The following is a 20,010-nucleotide window of genomic DNA, read 5'->3' as shown; positions in this document are numbered from 1 at the left end:
AAACCTATATTAAAAGAATCAGAAGAAAATAAGCCATTTATTAATTTGCAGTGGATTTTCAACTGGGTATACAGAGATAGAATAAAGTAAGTTATAACTATAAAATATTGATATAAAAAAGTAGTCAATCCTTTTGTAGAGCCTATTTATAACAAAGTATTAAGCCATCAAGTAATTGGATATCAGGTAAATATAATAAAGCAAAAAACTGGATAAAAAAATGGTTTTAAGAAAGGAAATGAGTAAAATGATAAAAAAAATTATAAAAGTGATATTGGCGTTAGCAATAATTTGGTTTATAGGGGATACAAATTTAAAAGGTAATTCAGTGTATTATGCAAAACATTCATCAAGTAGTAATACTAGGGATTTAGAAATAATGATGTTGGTAGAAAATATACGGGCAAGTGCTGATCGTGAAGGGTTTAGTTATAGACATAGACTTGACAGATATAAAACTATACAAAATACTACAAAAAATGTATATCTATCATATGGATACAGTGTAAATGACGCTAACTATGAATATGCATATATGTATGAGGATGGACTAGATTATTATTTTGATAATTTTTTTAAATTGAAAGGTATATATAATTCTAAAGAAGCTCGTTATTATATAGATATATCAACAGTAGATGAAAATAAAATAAAGGAAGAAATTTATGAGAATTTTAAACCTATATTAAAAGAATTAGAAGATAACGAACCATCTATAAATCTTCAATGGATATTCAACTGGGTGTATAGAGATAGAATAAAATAATTTAACAAAAAAAACTAAAAAAACACAAAAAAAAATTTGACAGTATGTAGAATATTTGGTATATTATAAATATCACGAAAGATGTTTAGGAGAAATATCATGAAAGATATTTATTATATAAATGACTTGGAAAAATTAAAAGCGTTAGCTGATCCTTTAAGAGTTGATATAATAACAACCTTAGGTACAACTAAACAAAACTCACAGCAATTAGCAAAAAAACTTAAGATTAATAGAACAAGAATTCACTATCATCTTAATATATTAGAAGAAATGGGTTTTATAAAAGTAGTTGATACAGATGTGGTAAATGGAATAATACAAAAATATTATTTACCAACTGCGCACGCTTTTGTTCCATCTGCAAATATTTTTAATAAATTGTTTAAAGAAAATACAATAGAATTTTCTCTAAATAAATCTCAAGAACAACAATTTTTATTAGAATTTGAAAAGTTAGTAGAAAAATATTCTAATAAGAATGAAGGGAAAGAAAAAGTTACATATAGCTTATTGAATATATTATAATTCGGTTCGAAAGAGCCGAAAAAATTTAGAATAACAGTAAAATATTTTTAAACGTTTATCATTAGTTTTATGTTTAAAATAAAGTTTAAGAATAGAAAACTACAGGAGGTTTTATATGATAAAAAATAAAGACTTTATAATTCTATTTTTAGGAAGATTAATAACAAATTTTGGCGATAGTATTTATTTAATAGCAACTATGTTATTAGTATTTTCATTAAGTGGCTCAACATTCTATACAGGATTAGCGCTATTTTTGACATCTTCAACAGCGATAGTTCAAATAATTTTATCACCTATTCTTAATAGAATAAACATGAAAAAATTTTTAATAGTAACTCAAATAATACAAGGAGTTTTATTATTATTTATTCCTTATTTACACATAACAGGAAATTTAAAAGTTTATCATGTTTTAATAATAATGCCAATAATAAGTTTTCTAAATCAACTTGTATATCCTGGACAATTAGCACTACTTTCAAAAATTGTTGATAGTAAAGATTTAGTAAAAGCTAATTCTTTATTTGGTATAGCGTATCAAGGGAGTGATGCAATATTTAATTTTCTAGGTGGAATTATAATAACTACATTTGGTTTTATTTGGGCGTATTATATAGATAGTATAACATTTTTTATAAATACAATATTATTTTTATTCTTATCCAAAGTAGTTTCAACACCATGTTCAAATGAAAAATCTAAAAAAGATAGTATCAAAAATTATTTTTCTGAACTAAAAGAAGGGATTATATTTTGGAAAAATTCACCTTTGAAATCATTGTTATTTGGAGTTATATTTATAAATTTAGCAGCAACAGCAATTTACGCAGCATTACCAGAATTTTCTAGAACTAGCACGTACTATGGCATTCTATTGAGTGCTTCTGGTATAGGAGTTTTATTAGGATCAATGTTATCAAATTTAGAAATATTAAAGAGTATAAAATTAGGTTTTTTGTATATAATGTTTATATTAATAATATCACTATGTTGGATGGGGATGATATTTATAAATAATGACAGTTTAATCTCCAAATTAATAGTATTTGCATTGTTTTTTATCGGGTGGGTATTAATAGGTATACTGAATATTTATTCTCAAACAGTAATTCAAATGTCCACACCAAGAGATAAAGTAACAATTGTTTTATCAGCTATGCTAGGTTTGTCAACAGCACTATCTCCACTAGGTGCATTAGGAACAAGTTTTATGAGTAGATACTATGATAATAAGGTTGTAATATTTTCGGCTACATTTTTAATATTGATAATAGGGATTTATTGGTTATTTAATGAGAGTATAAAAAATATCGAAAGTTTGAAAAGGATAGGAGGAGAAAATTATGAATAGTTTAATTTCTTTGAGAAGAGCAACAAAAAATGATTTGAAATTTTTAGAGTTGTTATACAATGATAAAACTATACAAGATATTTCGTTGAATGTAGATTCTGGAAAAATTACAGAAAAGGAAATTAATAATACTCTTGAATATTTTGAAAAAAACAAGTTAGATTTTTTTATAGTGTTAGAAAGAAAGCAACCTATAGGAATAACTTTAATATATGAAATAAATAAAGTAGAAGAATATGTATTGATAGGAATAGCTTTAGTCGAGAAATATAGAGGTAAAAATATAGCTGGAGAGATAATTAATATACTTTCTTATCATGTAAAGGAGAAATATAAAATTATGAATCTAGCTGGAGAAGTGTATTCAAATAATAAAGTATCATTAAAGTTAGTAGAGAAGTTAAAATTTAAAAAAATGATAGAAAAACTGAAATAATAGAATTAAATAATAAAAAAATTTATAGGTATATTTATTATAAAAATATACATAGTATTGGTAATAAGTATAATTTAATAATAAATTAACAAAAAAATTTAAAAAAGAAAAGGAGAAAGAGCTATGTCAAGAAATATCATAATTATAATTAAATAATTTTAATATATTATTTTTTTAAAAAACCGTTCATTTTATGAGCGGTCTTTTTTTATGTCTAAATTAGGTTTCTTACAGATTTTTATCAAAAAATAGTTATATAGATTGTTGCTAAATCAGCATTTGTATATTTTTAATAGCTCATTTAGTGAATGAAATATTAGGATAAAATACGAGCCTAGAAGAAAATTAATTCTTCTAGGCTTTTTATAGTTAAGGAATATGTGTTCTAATTATGTTCGTCGAATCACAATTAAAGTGTGGGGGACTAAAGTTTTATTTTATTATCAAATTTCCCTCTTAGTTCATCACTTATATCATGGCTAATCATTATTATCGTTAATTCTTTATTTCTTAACAGCATTTCTACTATACTTTTTGCTGATTCTTTGTCTAAAGCTGATGTTCCCTCGTCAATTAAAAGTATTTTTTTACAATTGAACAACGCTCTAGCTATAGCCAATCTCTGACGTTGCCCTCCTGAAAGATTTTCCCCACGAACCTCTACTTCTGAATATAAGAAGTCCTTCTGAGTTAAGCCCACTTTTTCTAAATATTTAGCTACTTCACTATCCTCAGCTACTTCTCCCATAGTAATATTATCTTTGATAGTACCTGAAAACACAAAATTTTCTTGTTGAATTATAGTCAGTTTTTCTAGTATTTGTTTGGTAGATAATTTTTTCAAATCAACACTACAATACGCTATACTACCTTCATAATTTCTTAGTTGACCTGTAAGAATTTTAAATAATGTTGATTTTCCTACTCCACTATCTCCGCTTATTAAATATTTATTCCCTTCTTTTATATCAAGGTTCAAATTATTTAAAATTTCTTTGTCACCATAACTGAAACATAAGTTTTTAATTTTATATAATGTTTCTCTTAAAGAATATTCAACAGGTGAGTGAGTATCCTTATTATTTAACATGAATTCATCATGCTTAGAGAAAATAGGTTTTGCCCCTTTAATAAATGCTATTCTATAACCAACTTGGCTCATACCATCAAATACAAGATTAGCAAACATTCCTACAGCTGCAACTGCACCGATTTCTAAATTATCTTTAACAACTAAATACCCTGTAACAAAAACTAATAACACTTGGAAAAAGACATTTAAGCCAAAGTTAAGCATGTAATAATTACTTTCCAATTTACTTTGTTTAACAAATACGTTTTTCAAAATTCTACTTATATTAGCTATTCTTTTAGGAATTATTTGTAATTTATTAAGAGAGAAATATGTATCATAACCTAAAATCGTCTCTTCTAACGAAGCAACATAGTTCTCATTTTCTTTAGTAACTTCTGTTCCCATATTATGAAGTTTTTTATTAAAAATTTTTGGAAGATAAATTAATATTCCTGTCCCTATAATAGTAATTAAAGAAATGATCCAGTGATATTTCAATAGAGCATAAAGTGAAAATACCACTCCAGAAAGACTGTATATTATAGCAAATATATTCCTTAAACCCTTTTCTTGAATCATTTGAATATCGTTGTTAAACCAAGATTGATAAACACCAGATGAGTTATCTTTATACTTTTCAATATCTAATTCTATAAGGTTGCTAGATAGATTATCCTTAACATCTATTCCAATATCTTGAATAAAAATCTCCTCTCTTACCTTTACTACCCTATCAATTACTATAATACCAAACCATGTAACTGATAAAAATAAGATGATTTCAAAGAAACTATTTAGATTTCTGTTAGTAAGCACAGTTATTGCATCTGCATTTAAAAAGTTACTTTTCATAAGAAATAACTGTCTTAACAATATAAGAAAATAAATTAATAAGAACCTATATTTAAATTTTAAAATATATTTTTTCATAAATACCTCCTACTTTTAATTCCACTTAATTTAATAACATGCTATTAAGAGAAATTGTGAGAAATATATAAAATACTAACTTATATTTATACATTTATTATAGTATGAAAAAAAAATAATAACAATATAAACTTATAATTTTCAGAAAACTTACTATAATTATCTTGACACAGAGAATAAAAGTCAGTACAATTAAAATTACAAAAATACTATAGGTATTATTCAAAAAAACAAATCTTAAAAAGTTTATATGAGAACTCGTAATCACAGTGATTAATCACTATCTAAATTCATCTTATAAAAGCTTTTTAGATATCTAAGAAACTTCATGGGGGAATTGACAAATCGATGTCTAGGGAGTCACTATTTTCGAGTCGCTTCTATAGGAATATAATCTATACAAAGGAGAGTAATATGATAAAAAATATTTTAGAAGTCATAACATTAAATAAATTGAAATTGAGCATTATGTTTATTTTAACATTAATAGTTTCTATAGGAACTGTTTATGTTGTGTATGCTCGTGTTGATATCGTTAATACAGTAGTGTATAAAACTGGATCATTGTGGTATAAAGTAGCTATTATTATATGCATTTTAATAGCTGTGGAACTGTTAAGGGCTTGGTTAAAAATCATAGTTGCTCAGTTAATTAGACAGTGGAAAATTTATTTAGGAGATAGAATTAGTGAAAATATAGAGAATATGCCCCAATCTGATTTCAATAAAGTAGACTCAGGGGAGCATATGGCAAAGTATACATATCAATTAGAATTATTATCTGCATATTTATTCTCACCGCTAACTAGTTTGCTAAGCTCTATTGTATTATTTATATCATCGGTAGTTTTCTTGTGGATGATAAATTGGAAGTTTGTTATTTTTGCCATAGTATCATCAGGTGCAATGTTTTTAATAAGTGGAAAATTTGGTAATAAGATTAGAGTAGGTTATACAAACTTATCAATATTAACTGGTAAGTTTTCAGGTGTTTTAAAAGAATATATAAGTGGGTATGAAGATTTAAAGAATATTGGAAGAATAAAACTATTTTCAAAAAATGTTAAGTCTAGTCAGAGCCAAAAAGAAGATCAACAGTATAATATTTCTAAGCTAATGGCGTTTGGTGAACTAACTTTACAAAGTATAGAAAAGCTATTTGAACTGTTAATTTTTATCTTCGCTGTTTATTTAGTTTTGAGAAACGAATTAAGTATTGGAGCAATAGCCTCAGTGTCTACTATATTAGGAATATATCTTACATCTACTGGTCAGCTAGTTGATTTATATATCAAAGTAATTGGAACAAAAGATATATTAGATAGTGTTGTAAAAAAATCAACTGTTAAGGAAATAAAGTATCCTCATGTTAAAGAAAAAATAGAATTTAAAAACTTTAATTACAGTTTTGGTGATAATCATGTTATTAAGAATTTTAACTTCAATATAAATAAAGGTGGTAAATACGCTATAATCGGTAAAAGTGGTTCTGGGAAATCAACTTTAATCAAACTTCTTCTAGGAAAATTACACACTGATACTGATAAAGTGTTAATAGATAGTGTTCCTCTTGAAACACAAGATGATATCAATTTTTCAAATGAAATAGGTTATGTAAGTCAACAAACTTCTATATTTACAGGTTCTATACGATATAATATTACTTTAGATGAAGATTTTTCAGATGAGGAAATATGGAATGTTCTAAAAAAAGTGTGCCTAGATGATAGGGTTAAAAGCTTAGATAATGGTTTAGATCATGAGCTAGAAAATATGGGAGGAATATTATCTGGTGGTGAAAAGCAAAGATTAGTTCTTGCTAGAGTATTAATTAGAGACTATCCAATTTTAATTTTAGATGAAGCAACATCAGCATTAGATGAAAAAACCGCAATACGTATAGAAAATAACATCTTAGCTGATAATCAACTTACCTTAATAATGATTTCTCATCATATACAAGAAGAAATTAAGCAACAATTAACTGAATGTGTTGAGCTAAAAGTTTAAATATATTTTGTAGAATAAGATAAAGAGTTAGAATTCTTGATATATTGATAAAAACTTTGAAGATATATCATCTATTCTAGCTCTTTTTATGTTATTTTTTATTTATATGGAATAATAATTAAAATTTTGATATAATATTTAGGATGTATAGTCAAAGGGGATGACTAAATACTCTTGTATAATTAGATATATAAAAGGATACTTTTTATGTGTAAATTAATAGTTACAGATATAGATGATACACTGGTAAATAGTAATAATGAAATTTCTCAAAAAAATAGAGAGATTATTGAAAAATGTAAAGAACAAGATATAAAAGTCATTTTAGCATCTGGTCGACCAGATTTTGGTATGATGAAAATTGTCGAAGACTTAAAATTAGATAGTTATGATAATTATTTATTATCATTTAATGGAGCTAGAATAGCTAACTTAAAAACTGGAGAAGTTGTTTATGAAAAATTCTTATCTCCAGAGAGAATAAAATTTTTAATAGATGTTGCTTTGGATAATGATTGTGATATTCTTACTTATCAAGGTGGGAAAGTTCTTACAAATCGTGATAATGAATATGCTAGAATAGAAACTGGTTTAGTAGATGCGAAACTTGTAATTTCTGAAAATATGAAAGATGACATTAAAGAAGGTGCAGCTAAAGTTATAATTTTAAAACATCCTGACGAAGCAGCGAAAATCAAAGATAAGTTGGCTAAAGAGTTAGGTGATGAATATGAGGTAGCTATGTCTAAACCATTCTTTATCGAAGTTAATGATAAAGGTATTTCTAAGGGTGCATCTTTAGATTCATTATGTAAAAAATTAGGATTAACTAACGAAAATGTTATGGCTCTTGGAGATGGGCTTAATGATCTTAGTATGATTGAGTTTGCTGGACTAGGTGTTGCTGTTGAAAATGGTAATAGTATTTTAAAAGAAGCGGCAGATTTTATTTCAAAAAGTAATGATGAAGATGGTTTTGCGTATGCAATTGAGAAGTTTGTATTTAATAAATAGAGTAGGGAGCTGATAAGCATCCTTTCTTTAGAAAGAGGATAATAATGAAAGTTACATTAATATGTGTTGGTAAAGTTAAAGAAAAGTTTTATCGAGATGCTATTAAAGAATATGAAAAACGTTTAGGAGCATATATTAAACTAAATACAATTGAAATAAATGATGAGAAAGTAAAAGTAGAAAATGATTCTGAGATAGCACTAGCTATGGGAAAAGAAGGTAACAATATTCTTTCAAAAATTAAAGATACACAGTATGTTATTACGCTAGAAATATTAGGTAAAAGTATTTCTAGTGAGCAATTTGCCGCTAAGATAGATAATTTAATGTTAACTGGTAAAAGTGATGTTGTATTAGTTATTGGTGGAAGTTACGGACTTTCTGATAGTGTTAAGAAAAGAAGTGATTATGCATTATCTTTCAGTAAAATGACTTTTCCTCATCAAATGATGAGAGTAGTACTGTTAGAACAAGTGTATAGAGCTTATCGTATAATAACAGGTGCTAGTTATCATAAATAATAAGAGGAAGGGGGATTTATATGATAGATTATTCAGATTATATAAGTGTATTTTTTATCCGGTACGTACCAATGGTAATTTTTACATTTTTTGTTTTTGATATTTTAGGAGTAAAGAAAATTTATTCAATAATCCCTATTTATAATATTTATAGATTACTTAGCGAATATCAAGGGCGAGTTTGGAAAAGAAACTGGGGTCTTTGTTGGGGAATATTATGTGCAATAATGATTATACAATATTTTGAATCAGAACTAATTGCAGTAGTGTTATTTATGTTTTCTTTAATATTAATGCCTCTTTATTTGTTTACTTTAGTATCACTTTTAATAGTTATATATCTACCATTATTAAGAAATATATATTTTAAGCTAGTTTTGCTACTTAACATTCTATTGCCTATAATAGTATCTATGATAAAAGTATTTGCATATGGATATGTATATAAGGATAATCTGGAAATATTAATAATAGTTTCAAAAGTAATCATTAATTATTTTTATGTATTTGCCGCATTTGATATTTGGTTAAAAGTAAAGAAAGGAAAATATGTGATTAACGAAAAGTTAGATTACTCAAAATTAAGTAGTAGTGATATAAAAGCTGAGTTAGCATCTAGAGGAAGAGTATTAGTTCATCCTCTAGAACAAAGAGAAAAACTTGAATCGAAAACTGAACTAAATGAAGAAAAAGGACAATTAGAAAATTTGAATTAGAAAATTAATGATTAATTCAAGTAAAATCTTTTTAGAGTGTAGTGATAAATATTACACTTTAAAAAGTTTTTTTATTTTAATGTAAGATATTTTGTTAAAACTAAAGAAAAACGTTTGAATAAACATTTTTTTATAAAAGATATGTCATAAATAATAAGTTTTAAATACTTTAAATGTTAGAAAATGTAACGAATATTTATGAAATCAAGTATAATCAAGTATAATTAGGTACAAAGTTACTTGAAAAGAGGTTTCATATTTTATGGATAGATTTTTAGAATTATTAACTAACCTAAATGATTTTATGTGGACATATTTTTTAATAGGGTTAGTTATAGTTACTGGTATATATTTTACATTTAGTACTAAGTTTGTACAATTTACATATATAAAAGAAATGTTTAGGTTAATAATGGAAAAGCCTAAAGTAGGAAAAGATGGAGAACAAAAAGGTGTTTCTGCATTCCAAGCATTTACAATATCAGCAGCATCTCGTGTTGGAACGGGGACTATTGCCGGAGTAGCAATTGCGATTGCTATGGGTGGACCAGGTTCAGTGTTTTGGATGTGGGTTATGGCTTTATTTGGAGGAGCATCATCATTTGCAGAGTCTACATTAGCCCAAGTATATAAGGTGCGTGATAGAAAAGGTGTTTATCGTGGGGGACCAGCTTACTATATGGAAAAAGGTCTAGGTCAAAAATGGATGGGTATTTTATTTGCGATTGTTATTTCGATAACATATGGTATAGCTTTTAACTCAGTTCAAACAAATACGATAGCTCAAGCTTTACAAGTTTATGATATAAATCCAAGAGTAGCAGGTATTGCACTATTAGTATTAACAATTTTTGTAGTATTTGGTGGTGTAACTAAAGTAGTAAAAATTACTCAATGGTTAGTTCCTGTAATGGCAGTTTTATATTTATTTATTGTATTAGTTATTATGGTATTAAATTTTGACAAATTACCTGGGATTTTAGCACAAATAGTAAAATCTGCTTTTGGACTTGAACAAGTTGGTGGCGGAGTAATAGGGATGGGAACATCTATATTATTAGGTATTAAACGTGGTATGTTTACTAATGAAGCTGGACTAGGGTCAACACCTAATGCTGCAGCGACTGCAGATAGTACACATCCAGCAAAACAAGGGTTTATTCAAACTTTAGGGGTATACTTTGATACATGCTTGGTTTGTACAGCAACAGCATTTTTAATTTTACTATATCCTGGCGTAGAGTATGGTGCAGGTAAACTGCAAGGTATCCAATTAACTCAAGCAGCATTAACTTCACAAATAGGTAGTATAGGTACTATTTTCTTGATTGTAGCTATCTTCTTATTTGGATATAGTTCAGTTATTGGTAACTACTACTACGGTGAAACAAATATTCAATACTTACTACCTAAAAAATGGGCGGTTAATATTTATAGAGTTATAGTTTGTATATTTGTTTATGTTGGTAGTGTCATGGACTTAGATATAGTTTGGGGATTTGCTGATGTTACGATGGGATTAATGAGTTTACTAAACTTAATAGCTATTATAGGTTTATCAGGTGTAGTTTATGTAGTACTAAAAGACTATGTGAAACAGCATAAACAAGGAAAAGATCCAGAGTTCTATTTAGATAATTTACCGATAAAAATTAATAATGCTACAGCATGGAAAAATAAAAAAGAAAAATAATATTAGGAAAAGTAGTTTATATATTAAACTACTTTTTTAATATATTGTAGAAAATAATAATTGAATTTTAATTTATTAAAACATTCAAAACACCTTAGATTTAGGTTATTAATTGACGTCTATTATTATAATTAGTATAATAAAATTACTATTAATAATGTAGAGGTGTTTGTTATGTTAAAGAAATTTAATGATAAGTTTAATAGTTTACCAAAAGGAGTTCAATTTGTTTTAGCTATTGGAGCTGCTGCAGCAGGTGCATATATTGGTTATACTTTAGCTTACAATTTAGTAACAAGCTTATTAAAATAAGAGTATTTATACCATATTAACTATAAACAAGGTGGATACTAAGGTTAGTGCTCACCTTTTCTTATTGTGATTTTTTATAAAGTACTTGATTATTGTTAGAATATATGATAATATATTAAACATATTTTGATTATAAAATATATGCGATGAGCCGATAAGTAAGAGTTCTTGCGTACCGTAGGATACAGAAAAGAAATCAGTGGTTGAGAGATTTCTCCTAGGCAAGACTTTGAAGTAGACGGTGAGCATTTAGAGTGAACGTAAGTAGCTTTAAACGTGGTTAGAGCGTTAATCTTATTAAGTGCTAATTAATAATTAGAATAAAGGTGGTACCACGGAAACTTTCGTCCTTGTTAGATAGGATGGAGGTTATTTTTTTTTATCTAAAATTTGATTTATTTTTAAATAGGTAATAAGATAAAGAAAAATCACCAACTAAGTAAATTGAAATAATAAAACTAATATTAATACCTAAGGAGGAAAAGTCATGACTGAAATGTCTACAAAATATAATCCAACTCAAGTAGAACATAATCGCTATAACTGGTGGTTAGAAAAAGAAGTATTTAAAGCAGATAATAAAAGCAAGAAAAATCCATATACAATAGTAATTCCACCACCAAACGTAACAGGTAAATTACATATTGGACATGCTTGGGACACAACATTACAAGATATGTTAACAAGATATAAAAGATTAAAAGGGTTTGATGTACTTTATCTTCCTGGTATGGACCATGCGGGTATTTCTACTCAAGCAAAAGTAGAAGCGAAAATGCGTGAAGAAGGACTTAGCCGTTATGATTTAGGACGTGAGAAATTCTTAGAACGTGCATGGGAATGGAAAGAAGAATATGCAGGATATATTCGTGAACAATGGGCAAAACTAGGATTAGGACTAGATTATACTAGAGAAAGATTTACTCTAGATGAAGGTTTAAATAAAGCTGTAACAAAAATTTTCGTAGATCACTACAAAAATGGGACAATTTATCGTGGTGAAAGAATTATTAACTGGGATCCAGTTCAAAAAACAGCATTATCAAATATAGAAGTAATTCACAAAGATGTTGAAGGTGCATTCTATCACTTAAAATATTTCTTAGCTGATGGTAGCGGTGATTACTTAGAAGTTGCTACTACAAGACCTGAAACATTATTTGGTGATACTGCAGTAGCTGTTCATCCAGATGATGAAAGATATCAAAAATATATTGGAAAAACAGTATTACTTCCGGTAACAAATAAAGAAATTCCTGTTATTGCAGATGAATATGTAGAAAAAGACTTTGGAAGTGGTGTAGTTAAAATCACTCCAGCACATGATCCAAATGACTTTGAAGTAGGGGAACGCCATAATCTAGAACGCATTATTGTTATGGACGAAGGTGCTGTTATGAATGAACATGCTGATAAATATAACGGTATGGATCGTTTTGAATGTCGTAAAGCATTAATAGCTGATCTACAAGAAAGTGGAGTTTGCTTCAAAATTGAAAAACACCTACACTCTGTAGGACACTCTGAACGTAGTGGAGCAGTAGTAGAACCATATCTTTCTAAACAATGGTTTGTTGCTATGAAACCACTAGCGGACAAAGTATTAGAGAATCAAAAAGATGAAGATGGAAAAGTTAATTTCTATCCACCACGTTTTGAACATACATTAAATACATGGATGGAAAATATCCAAGACTGGTGTATTTCTCGTCAGCTTTGGTGGGGACACCGTATTCCAGCTTGGTATCACAAAGAAACTGGAGAAGTTTATGTTGATGTAAATCCTCCAAAAGATATCGAAAATTATGTTCAAGATGAGGACGTTCTTGATACTTGGTACTCTTCAGCTCTATTCCCATTCTCAACATTAGGATGGCCAGATTTAGAAAGTGAAGATTTCAAACGTTACTATCCGAACAGCTGTTTAGTTACTGGATATGACATTATTTTCTTCTGGGTAGCTCGTATGGTATTCCAAGGATTAGAATTTACTGGGGTACGTCCTTTTGAAGATTGTTTAATCCATGGATTAGTTCGTGATGAGCAAGGTCGTAAGATGAGTAAGTCATTAGGTAATGGAGTAGATCCAATGGAAGTAATAGAAGAGTATGGAGCAGACAGCTTACGCTACTTCTTAGCTACTAACTCAACTCCAGGACAAGATTTACGTTATTCAACTGAGAAAATTGAAGCTAGTTGGAACTATATTAACAAAATTTGGAATGCTTCTCGTTTTGTAATTATGAATTTAGAAGGTTTTGAATATAGCGATATAGATTTAAGTGGTGAAAAAACTCTAGCTGATAAATATATCTTAACTAAATTAGCTAAAACTATAGAAGATTTCGAAAGATTATTTGAAAAATATGAGTTTGGTGAAGCAAGCCGTATTCTTTACAACTTCGTATGGGAAGAATTCTGTTCATGGTATATTGAAATTGCTAAAATTTCACTAAATGGTGAAGATGAAGCTGCAAAAAATACAACTAAATCTATTTTAGTTTATGTATTAGATGCTTCTCTAAAAATGTTACATCCATTTATGCCATTCGTAACTGAAGAAATATGGCAACATATTCCACATGAAGGGGATAGTATTGTAACTAGTGAATTTGCCAAAATTGATGCTTCATTAGTATTTGAAAAAGAAACTGAAGATATGCAATTTATCCAAGATGTTATTACAGCAGTACGTAACATCCGTAGTGAGGTAAATGCTCCAATGTCACGTGAAATTCCTATCAAAATCAAATACTCTCAAGATAGCGTAAAAGATGTACTTCTAAGTGGTAGTGCATACCTAGAGAAATTTGCTCGTCCTAGCGAACTTATTATAGAACGTGAAGTTGAAGCTAATGAAACTGATATAAGTAGAATTTTACCAGGAGCGGAAATCTATGTATCATTAAGTGATTTAATAGATGTAGATAAAGAAAAAGAGCGTCTAGGTAAAGAATTAGATAAACTACAACAAGAATTAGATCGTGTTAATAAAAAACTTTCTAATGAGAAGTTTGTAGGTTCAGCACCGGAAGCTGTTGTTGCTAAAGAAAAAGAAAAACAAGCTACATATCAAGAACAATACGATAGTGTAAAAGAGCGTATTGCAGCATTAGATAATCTATAAAAAAATAAAAGACAGTCAAGAAAATAATCTTGGCTGTCTTTTTATGTTGTTATATTAATATAGAGATAACGAAGTAGTAGAGTAAGACTTATAGACAGTAAGGTAGAATAAAAAACTTAATAAACAAATAAAAAGAGTATAATAACTCTATTTTTTTTACCTAATTGTATGTTATAATAAATGAAAAAGTGTAATTAAAGGAGGCTGAAAAAATGAAAGATATGAAAGCAATAATAACAAGAGCAATGTTAGCATTTATAGCATTTATATTGATAATAATAGTATATGCTTTTGTTGGTACAAGTGAAGATAAAGGAAAAATAAGAAAAGATGAAGATAGAATAGTAGAATATATAAAAGAAAAAGTGGAGTTACAAAATAAAGAAGAAATAAGAAAAATTAAGTTTGTAAACCATGAAAAAAATACTTCAACAGGCTCTTGGAAGTATAATGTTATTATAAATGATAAGATTGAATTAAGATTTACCGTCTGGAGGGAAATGGGGGATATATACTTTAGTACCATGAAAGAAGGAGATATTAAATTGATAGAGAATAAAAATAATATAAATGAGTCTAATATAGAGGTAATATATGGAAAATAGTTTAACAGATAAAAATTATTTTACTATATCGGATGATGTTTACGATATAGAAACAGGGAAATTAAATGAAGGAGGCACGACGAAGAATAATAAATTCAAAATCCTAGCCGTAGAAAACAACAAAAATAACGGAATGCAGGCAATGGCTGTAGCCCCAGTAGACAGTAATGGAGAAGTAGATACTAGCAAAATAGTAATATCTTATGCAGGTACAGATTTTAATGATCAACTTGACGTTGCAACAGACATTCAACAAGTTGTATTCGGGGAAAAATATAGATTGACGGCTCTTAAAGAATATAGAAGAGCAACTCAGAGAGAAAGCCAGGTTGCAACTGCGGAAAAATTTGCGGAAAAAATAAAAAATGAATATCCTTATTCAGATATAAGTACAACAGGACACTCTTTGGGAGGTTATTTAGCTAGTTATATTGCAATAATAAATAAGTGGTCTACCACAGTATTTAATGCTCCAGATGCTTAAAATATTTTAAGTGAAGAAGATATTAAATGGGCAAATTTAAATAAAGGTAGATTAGTGAACTATAGGAATAGAAAGGATCCTATAGGTAATTTTGGTCGTAATAAATTAGGAATAGCAATTTATGTAGATAGCGATATGTCTTCATATGGATTACTATCGGGGTTATCAAATATTTTTTCAAAGTATCACACTATATATTCATGGAAAAAATATGATAAAGAAGGTAATTTACTTGATAAAGATGGAAAAATAGCTCGTGAAACAGTATTAAAAGAAGTTGATGTAGAAAATGATGGTAAGGTAGATTTTAGATTAGATTCAAGAAACTTAGTTGAGGAGCCCCTATTTTCAGCAAAATATATAAACAAAGTAAATAGTGGAATAGAGATAATAATTAATTATGAAAGTCTAAAGTATCTATCAAATCAATTAAATAAAACAATAAATGATTTAAACATGGCTCTAGACATATTAAATAGAGCGGAAAAATATAATAATGAATTATCTAGTAAAAAGGAAAATAGAAAAGAGAGTTTAGAACAATATGTTTTAGATCATCTGCAACAAGTAGAAGTAGTGAATGCAATTATAAAAATAGATAAATTATATAATGATATAGATGATAATATAGTAAAATATAGTAGATTAGGAAAATATAATCCTAAGAATTTTTCTAATCAATTTAAAAATTCAGGTAAGGATTTATGGGTTGAGGAAGATGAACATCCATTTAACTATGACTCTGTAGAAGTAAAATTAACTAAGGTAGTTGATTCAAGTAATGAAGTAGTTAGAATTATAAAATCAAATATTTCAGGAGGATTTGTAGGAGCAAAATATATAATGTTGCAATTAAATATTCGTAGTGAAATAGCTAAACATGGAGAAAGTATAATAAATAGTTTTAAAGATAAAATAAGAGATAGCTTTAAAGGTGAAAATAATAGAAGTGGTTTTGATGATGGAATAGTAGATGCTTTAAAAGAAGTAATTAGAGTAGAAAAGGCAAATATTCAAATGCTAATAAATTGTTTTCAATATATGAATTCAGCAGTTCAGATGACTGCTTATAGTTTTAATAGATCTGACACAGATTTAGGTAATAAATTAAAAATAAATGAAGAAGTAGTAGGTAATTATCAAGTACCAAAATTAGCATCTGATTATAATACATTTTTAAATCAAACAAATGTATTTGATGACGTAGCAGTTGTAAAAGCATTTGATAATCAGGTAGATACTAGAACAGAAGAATTATCAGGAGAAATGATTAGTAAACTGGGATATTATTTTAAATCAGTAACATCGTCGATAAAGCCCATATTAAACAGACTTTCAGAAAATGAGAGTTATATAGAGAATGTTGTACAAAAATTTCCTACTCAAATTTATCTTAAAACTATTGGAAGTAAAGATAAAAAATATTATGGATCAGTAGAAAGCAGTATAAGTGAGGCAGCTTTAATAAAAGAAGTAGGAGAAATAAGTAAGGGGATAGAAGAAAAGCATTCTAGGTTACTTTCAGATTTAGAAAATGTTACATCAAACTTACCTAGATTACAGTATTTATTAGAGGGCTCTCTAGAGGAGCTAATATACGGTTATAATAACCTAAACGGTATATTGAATGCACATAACTTAGTAAGTGATATATTAAAGAAGATTAACAAACAAGCAGCGGTGTTTAATAGCTTGCTTAGAGAAAATAAAGGTCAAACAATAGAACAGGCAGGAGTGCGACTAGAAGAAATCTTAAATATAACAAATAACGTTAATACTATGATTGATGATTGCTTTGGGAAATAGTAATTATTAAAAAATATAATTATTTGTTTAATATACGGTGATACAAAGTACTTAGAGATTAAAAAATAAAGCTTATTGATGGAAAATAATGATAGTTAACAACAATGTAAAAAGACAGCCAAGAAAATAAATCTTGGCTGTTTTTTTATGTTTTTTAGTAGAAAGAAAGTAATTAGAATAATTATTACAATATTATAGATATTGTAATCTATTATAGCTTCCCTGTCTTTGACGGGTAGTATAAAATTTTATTATTCCTCTGTTTTGTTCTCTTCTTTATCTTTTTCTTCGACTGTTTTTTCTTTATTAAGAACTTCAGTTTTTAGTTTTTCATTAACAGAGTTAAGTTTTTCAGTAGTTTCATTTTTGAATGCTTCTACTTTTTCTTGTACTTTATCATCTACAACATTCTTTTTAATGTTTGTTACTTGATTTTTTATAGCACTTAAAGATGATTGAACTTGTTCTTTGTAGTTATTAATTACTGGTTTAAGTTCATCACCAGCTGCACGAGCTGCAGTAATATTTTCTTTGAATTCTTTAGAATATGATTTAACATCAGCTGCATGTTCTTTTATTTCTGCAGCATTACTTGATAGTTCTTTACCATAATCCACTGCATTTTCATAAGTGTTTTCTAGGCTGTTTTTAGTACGTTTAACAACATTTTTAAAGTCGTTATACATATAATTTACAGCTTCTTCTACACCATTTTTCTTAGTATATCTAATCATACAACGAGTATAACCGTAATAATCTTTTGCTTTCTTCTTAATAAAGCTAGCGTGTTCGTCAACTTTATTAGGATTTTTTGTATAGAAATTAGCTACGGCTACACCACTACCAATTACAAGGAGTTTAGATAATTTTGACATATTTGTTCACCTCATTACGTTTTTTTATATTATATCATATATCCCTATTAATTTGAATAAAATAAAAATTTTGTAAAATATTTGTTACATAATTATTATTAAAAAGTCAATAAACTTATTAAAGAAATCGATTTATTTAAACTTTTAAAAAATAAAAAATATTTTTTAAAAGTATAGTATTTCCAAAAAATGATAATAAATTCAGGTTAGGTATACATAATTATTACACATTAATTAAAATAATTGTTGAATTGATGTGTAATATAATGTATAATTATACATGTAAAACGAAAAAAGGAGGACCAATGAAACTTACTGATAGACATAAAGCTATAATTGAAATAGTAAAAAATTTCGAACCAATCACAAGTGATGAGATTGCAGAGAAGCTCTCTTTAGGGAAATCTACATTAAGAAATGATTTGGCTGTTTTGGGAATGCTAGAAGTACTAGAAGCTAAACCAAATGTGGGATACTATTACAATTATGACTTTTCACCGGGAGAAAAAAAGGAAGAAATAAAAAGTAAATTAGTAAAAGAAGTAATGGGGATTGCAATTACTGCAAAAAGTACAGCAAACTATGCAGATGTATTATCTAAGTTATTTATATATGATGTAGGCACGATTTTCATTGTTAATGAAGAAGGCCACTTAGTAGGAGTTACTTCAAGAAAAGATATGTTAAAATTATCAAGAAATGCAGATGCGGATACTTTACCTATAGCGCTTGCTATGACAAGAGTTCCCAATGTGATTTATATTCATGAAGATGACCTAGTAAGTGATGCACTTAGAAAAATTATTTTACATGAAATTGACTGTTTACCAGTTGTAAGGGAAGAGGCTGGTGGAAGAGTGATTGTAGGAAAAATTTCTAAAACTACATTAATCAAATTATTATTAGAGATACTGGAGGGATAGGATGTTAACTGTACATATAATATCCGATTCGATAGGAAATACTGCAAAAGATGTTGTAAATGCAGCTTTAGTACAGTTTTCTTATTCGGATGCGAGATATAAGATTTTAAAAAATTCTAATGTTAGCACAAAAGAGAGAATTGAATCTATAGTGGAGAATATAGAAAAAGATGATGTAATTGTACAAACATTAGTAGATAGGGAGTTAGCTGAGTACACTAAGAGAATTGCTGAAGAAAAAGGGGTAAAAGTAATTGATTTACTTAGTGGAATGTTAAATGTTTTTGAAGAGAAATTAGAAGTTAAACCAGAAAATAACCCTGGATTAATAAGAAAAATGGGAGCTGAATACTTCAAACGTGTTGATGCTATAGAATTTGCTGTTAAATATGATGATGGGAAAGATATTAACGGCTTAAAAGAAGCTGATGTAGTAATTCTAGGAGTATCAAGAACATCAAAGACACCACTAAGTTTATACTTAGCTAATAGAAATATTAAGGTAATGAATGTACCAATTGTACAAGATTTAATTTTACCTGAACAACTATATGAAGTAAAAAGAAAAATTATTGGTTTAACAAACTCTGTTGAACAACTAAACAAATTAAGGGAGCAAAGACTTAGAACACTTGGTGTTGATCAAGGGACAGATTATACTGACGAACTTCAAATTTTTGAGGAGTTAGAGTATGCTTTGGAGATTATGGAAAAAATTGGTTGCCCTGTAATAGATGTACAGAATAAGGCAATAGAAGAAACTGCTGAAATTATTATTAATATAATGAGGGAACGCGGTTTAGAGGTTTAAACAAATTATATATTATAAAAAGAC

Annotated in this window: 18 protein-coding genes and 1 other annotated feature; of the genes, 16 read left to right on the top strand and 2 right to left on the bottom strand. The window is 27.8% G+C overall.

Annotated features, from left to right (window positions below; genetic code table 11):
• Positions 1–247: 247 nt before the first annotated feature.
• The 4 genes from T369_RS0106840 to T369_RS0106825 all read left to right on the top strand — a co-directional run bounded on the left by T369_RS0106840 (position 248) and on the right by T369_RS0106825 (position 3,084).
• On the top strand, positions 248–766 hold the full coding sequence (locus T369_RS0106840; RefSeq protein WP_031553437.1) for a hypothetical protein: 519 nt from the start codon (positions 248–250) through the stop codon (positions 764–766).
• 99 nt (positions 767–865) lie between these two features.
• The gene (locus tag T369_RS0106835; protein WP_031553434.1) at positions 866–1,294 is read left to right on the top strand and encodes an ArsR/SmtB family transcription factor; all 429 of its coding nucleotides are present in this window, start codon (positions 866–868) and stop codon (positions 1,292–1,294) included.
• A 115-nt stretch (positions 1,295–1,409) separates the two neighbouring features.
• A complete protein-coding gene (locus T369_RS0106830) occupies positions 1,410–2,648 on the top strand; it encodes an MFS transporter (RefSeq protein WP_031553431.1) in 1,239 nt (412 codons plus the stop codon).
• Entirely contained in the window at positions 2,641–3,084 is a 444-nt protein-coding gene (locus tag T369_RS0106825) for a GNAT family N-acetyltransferase (RefSeq protein WP_031553428.1), read from the top strand. The genes T369_RS0106830 and T369_RS0106825 overlap by 8 nt, the downstream gene beginning before the upstream one ends.
• Before the next feature lie 424 nt (positions 3,085–3,508).
• Here the strand turns inward: T369_RS0106825 and T369_RS0106820 are convergent, their stop codons facing one another.
• Complete coding sequence (locus T369_RS0106820; protein WP_031553425.1) at positions 3,509–5,089, bottom strand: ATP-binding cassette domain-containing protein; 1,581 nt, start codon at positions 5,087–5,089, stop codon at positions 3,509–3,511.
• A gap of 414 nt (positions 5,090–5,503) precedes the next feature.
• Between T369_RS0106820 and T369_RS0106815 the strand changes: the two genes are divergently transcribed.
• From T369_RS0106815 to T369_RS09010, 10 genes are all read left to right on the top strand, one after another.
• A complete protein-coding gene (locus tag T369_RS0106815) occupies positions 5,504–7,099 on the top strand; it encodes an ABC transporter ATP-binding protein (RefSeq protein ID WP_031553422.1) in 1,596 nt (531 codons plus the stop codon).
• 207 nt (positions 7,100–7,306) lie between these two features.
• Entirely contained in the window at positions 7,307–8,113 is an 807-nt protein-coding gene (locus tag T369_RS0106810; protein ID WP_031553419.1) for a Cof-type HAD-IIB family hydrolase, read from the top strand.
• Between the two features lie 44 nt (positions 8,114–8,157).
• Positions 8,158–8,634, top strand: a complete 477-nt coding sequence (gene rlmH / locus T369_RS0106805) for a 23S rRNA (pseudouridine(1915)-N(3))-methyltransferase RlmH (RefSeq protein WP_031553417.1) — start codon at positions 8,158–8,160, stop codon at positions 8,632–8,634.
• A 20-nt stretch (positions 8,635–8,654) separates the two neighbouring features.
• The gene (locus tag T369_RS0106800) at positions 8,655–9,350 is read left to right on the top strand and encodes a hypothetical protein (protein ID WP_031553414.1); all 696 of its coding nucleotides are present in this window, start codon (positions 8,655–8,657) and stop codon (positions 9,348–9,350) included.
• A gap of 262 nt (positions 9,351–9,612) precedes the next feature.
• Positions 9,613–11,043: an alanine/glycine:cation symporter family protein gene (locus T369_RS0106795; protein ID WP_031553411.1), complete on the top strand. Its 1,431-nt coding sequence runs from the start codon at positions 9,613–9,615 to the stop codon at positions 11,041–11,043.
• 174 nt (positions 11,044–11,217) lie between these two features.
• Entirely contained in the window at positions 11,218–11,355 is a 138-nt protein-coding gene (locus T369_RS09285; RefSeq protein WP_006363561.1) for a hypothetical protein, read from the top strand.
• Between the two features lie 137 nt (positions 11,356–11,492).
• Positions 11,493–11,710: a binding site (T-box leader), on the top strand.
• Between the two features lie 132 nt (positions 11,711–11,842).
• Positions 11,843–14,482, top strand: coding sequence for a valine--tRNA ligase (locus tag T369_RS0106785; protein ID WP_031553408.1), 2,640 nt, complete (start codon positions 11,843–11,845; stop codon positions 14,480–14,482).
• Between the two features lie 212 nt (positions 14,483–14,694).
• Positions 14,695–15,087, top strand: a complete 393-nt coding sequence (locus T369_RS0106780) for a hypothetical protein (RefSeq protein ID WP_031553405.1) — start codon at positions 14,695–14,697, stop codon at positions 15,085–15,087.
• Positions 15,077–15,571 (top strand): Tle-like phospholipase domain-containing protein, encoded by a 495-nt coding sequence (locus T369_RS08885; RefSeq protein ID WP_051618987.1) that lies wholly within the window; start codon positions 15,077–15,079, stop codon positions 15,569–15,571. The genes T369_RS0106780 and T369_RS08885 overlap by 11 nt, the downstream gene beginning before the upstream one ends.
• A 54-nt stretch (positions 15,572–15,625) precedes the next feature.
• Entirely contained in the window at positions 15,626–17,377 is a 1,752-nt protein-coding gene (locus tag T369_RS09010) for an SA1320 family protein (RefSeq protein ID WP_051618986.1), read from the top strand.
• Positions 17,378–17,628: 251 nt separating this feature from the next.
• Here the strand turns inward: T369_RS09010 and T369_RS0106765 are convergent, their stop codons facing one another.
• Positions 17,629–18,252 carry a hypothetical protein gene (locus T369_RS0106765; RefSeq protein WP_031553401.1) on the bottom strand — a complete coding sequence of 208 codons (624 nt, stop codon included), beginning with the start codon at positions 18,250–18,252 and terminating at the stop codon, positions 17,629–17,631.
• 305 nt (positions 18,253–18,557) lie between these two features.
• Between T369_RS0106765 and T369_RS0106760 the strand changes: the two genes are divergently transcribed.
• Together T369_RS0106760 and T369_RS0106755 are read left to right on the top strand one after the other, a co-directional pair.
• The gene (locus tag T369_RS0106760; RefSeq protein ID WP_006363558.1) at positions 18,558–19,175 is read left to right on the top strand and encodes a CBS domain-containing protein; all 618 of its coding nucleotides are present in this window, start codon (positions 18,558–18,560) and stop codon (positions 19,173–19,175) included.
• A 1-nt stretch (position 19,176) separates the two neighbouring features.
• On the top strand, positions 19,177–19,986 hold the full coding sequence (locus tag T369_RS0106755; RefSeq protein ID WP_031553399.1) for a pyruvate, water dikinase regulatory protein: 810 nt from the start codon (positions 19,177–19,179) through the stop codon (positions 19,984–19,986).
• Positions 19,987–20,010: the final 24 nt, after the last annotated feature.

Source organism: Gemella sanguinis ATCC 700632 (assembly GCF_000701685.1).
GTDB classification, from domain to species: domain Bacteria; phylum Bacillota; class Bacilli; order Staphylococcales; family Gemellaceae; genus Gemella; species Gemella sanguinis.
Note: the sequence above shows the minus strand (reverse complement) of the source record. Positions and strands in the feature narration are given on the sequence as shown.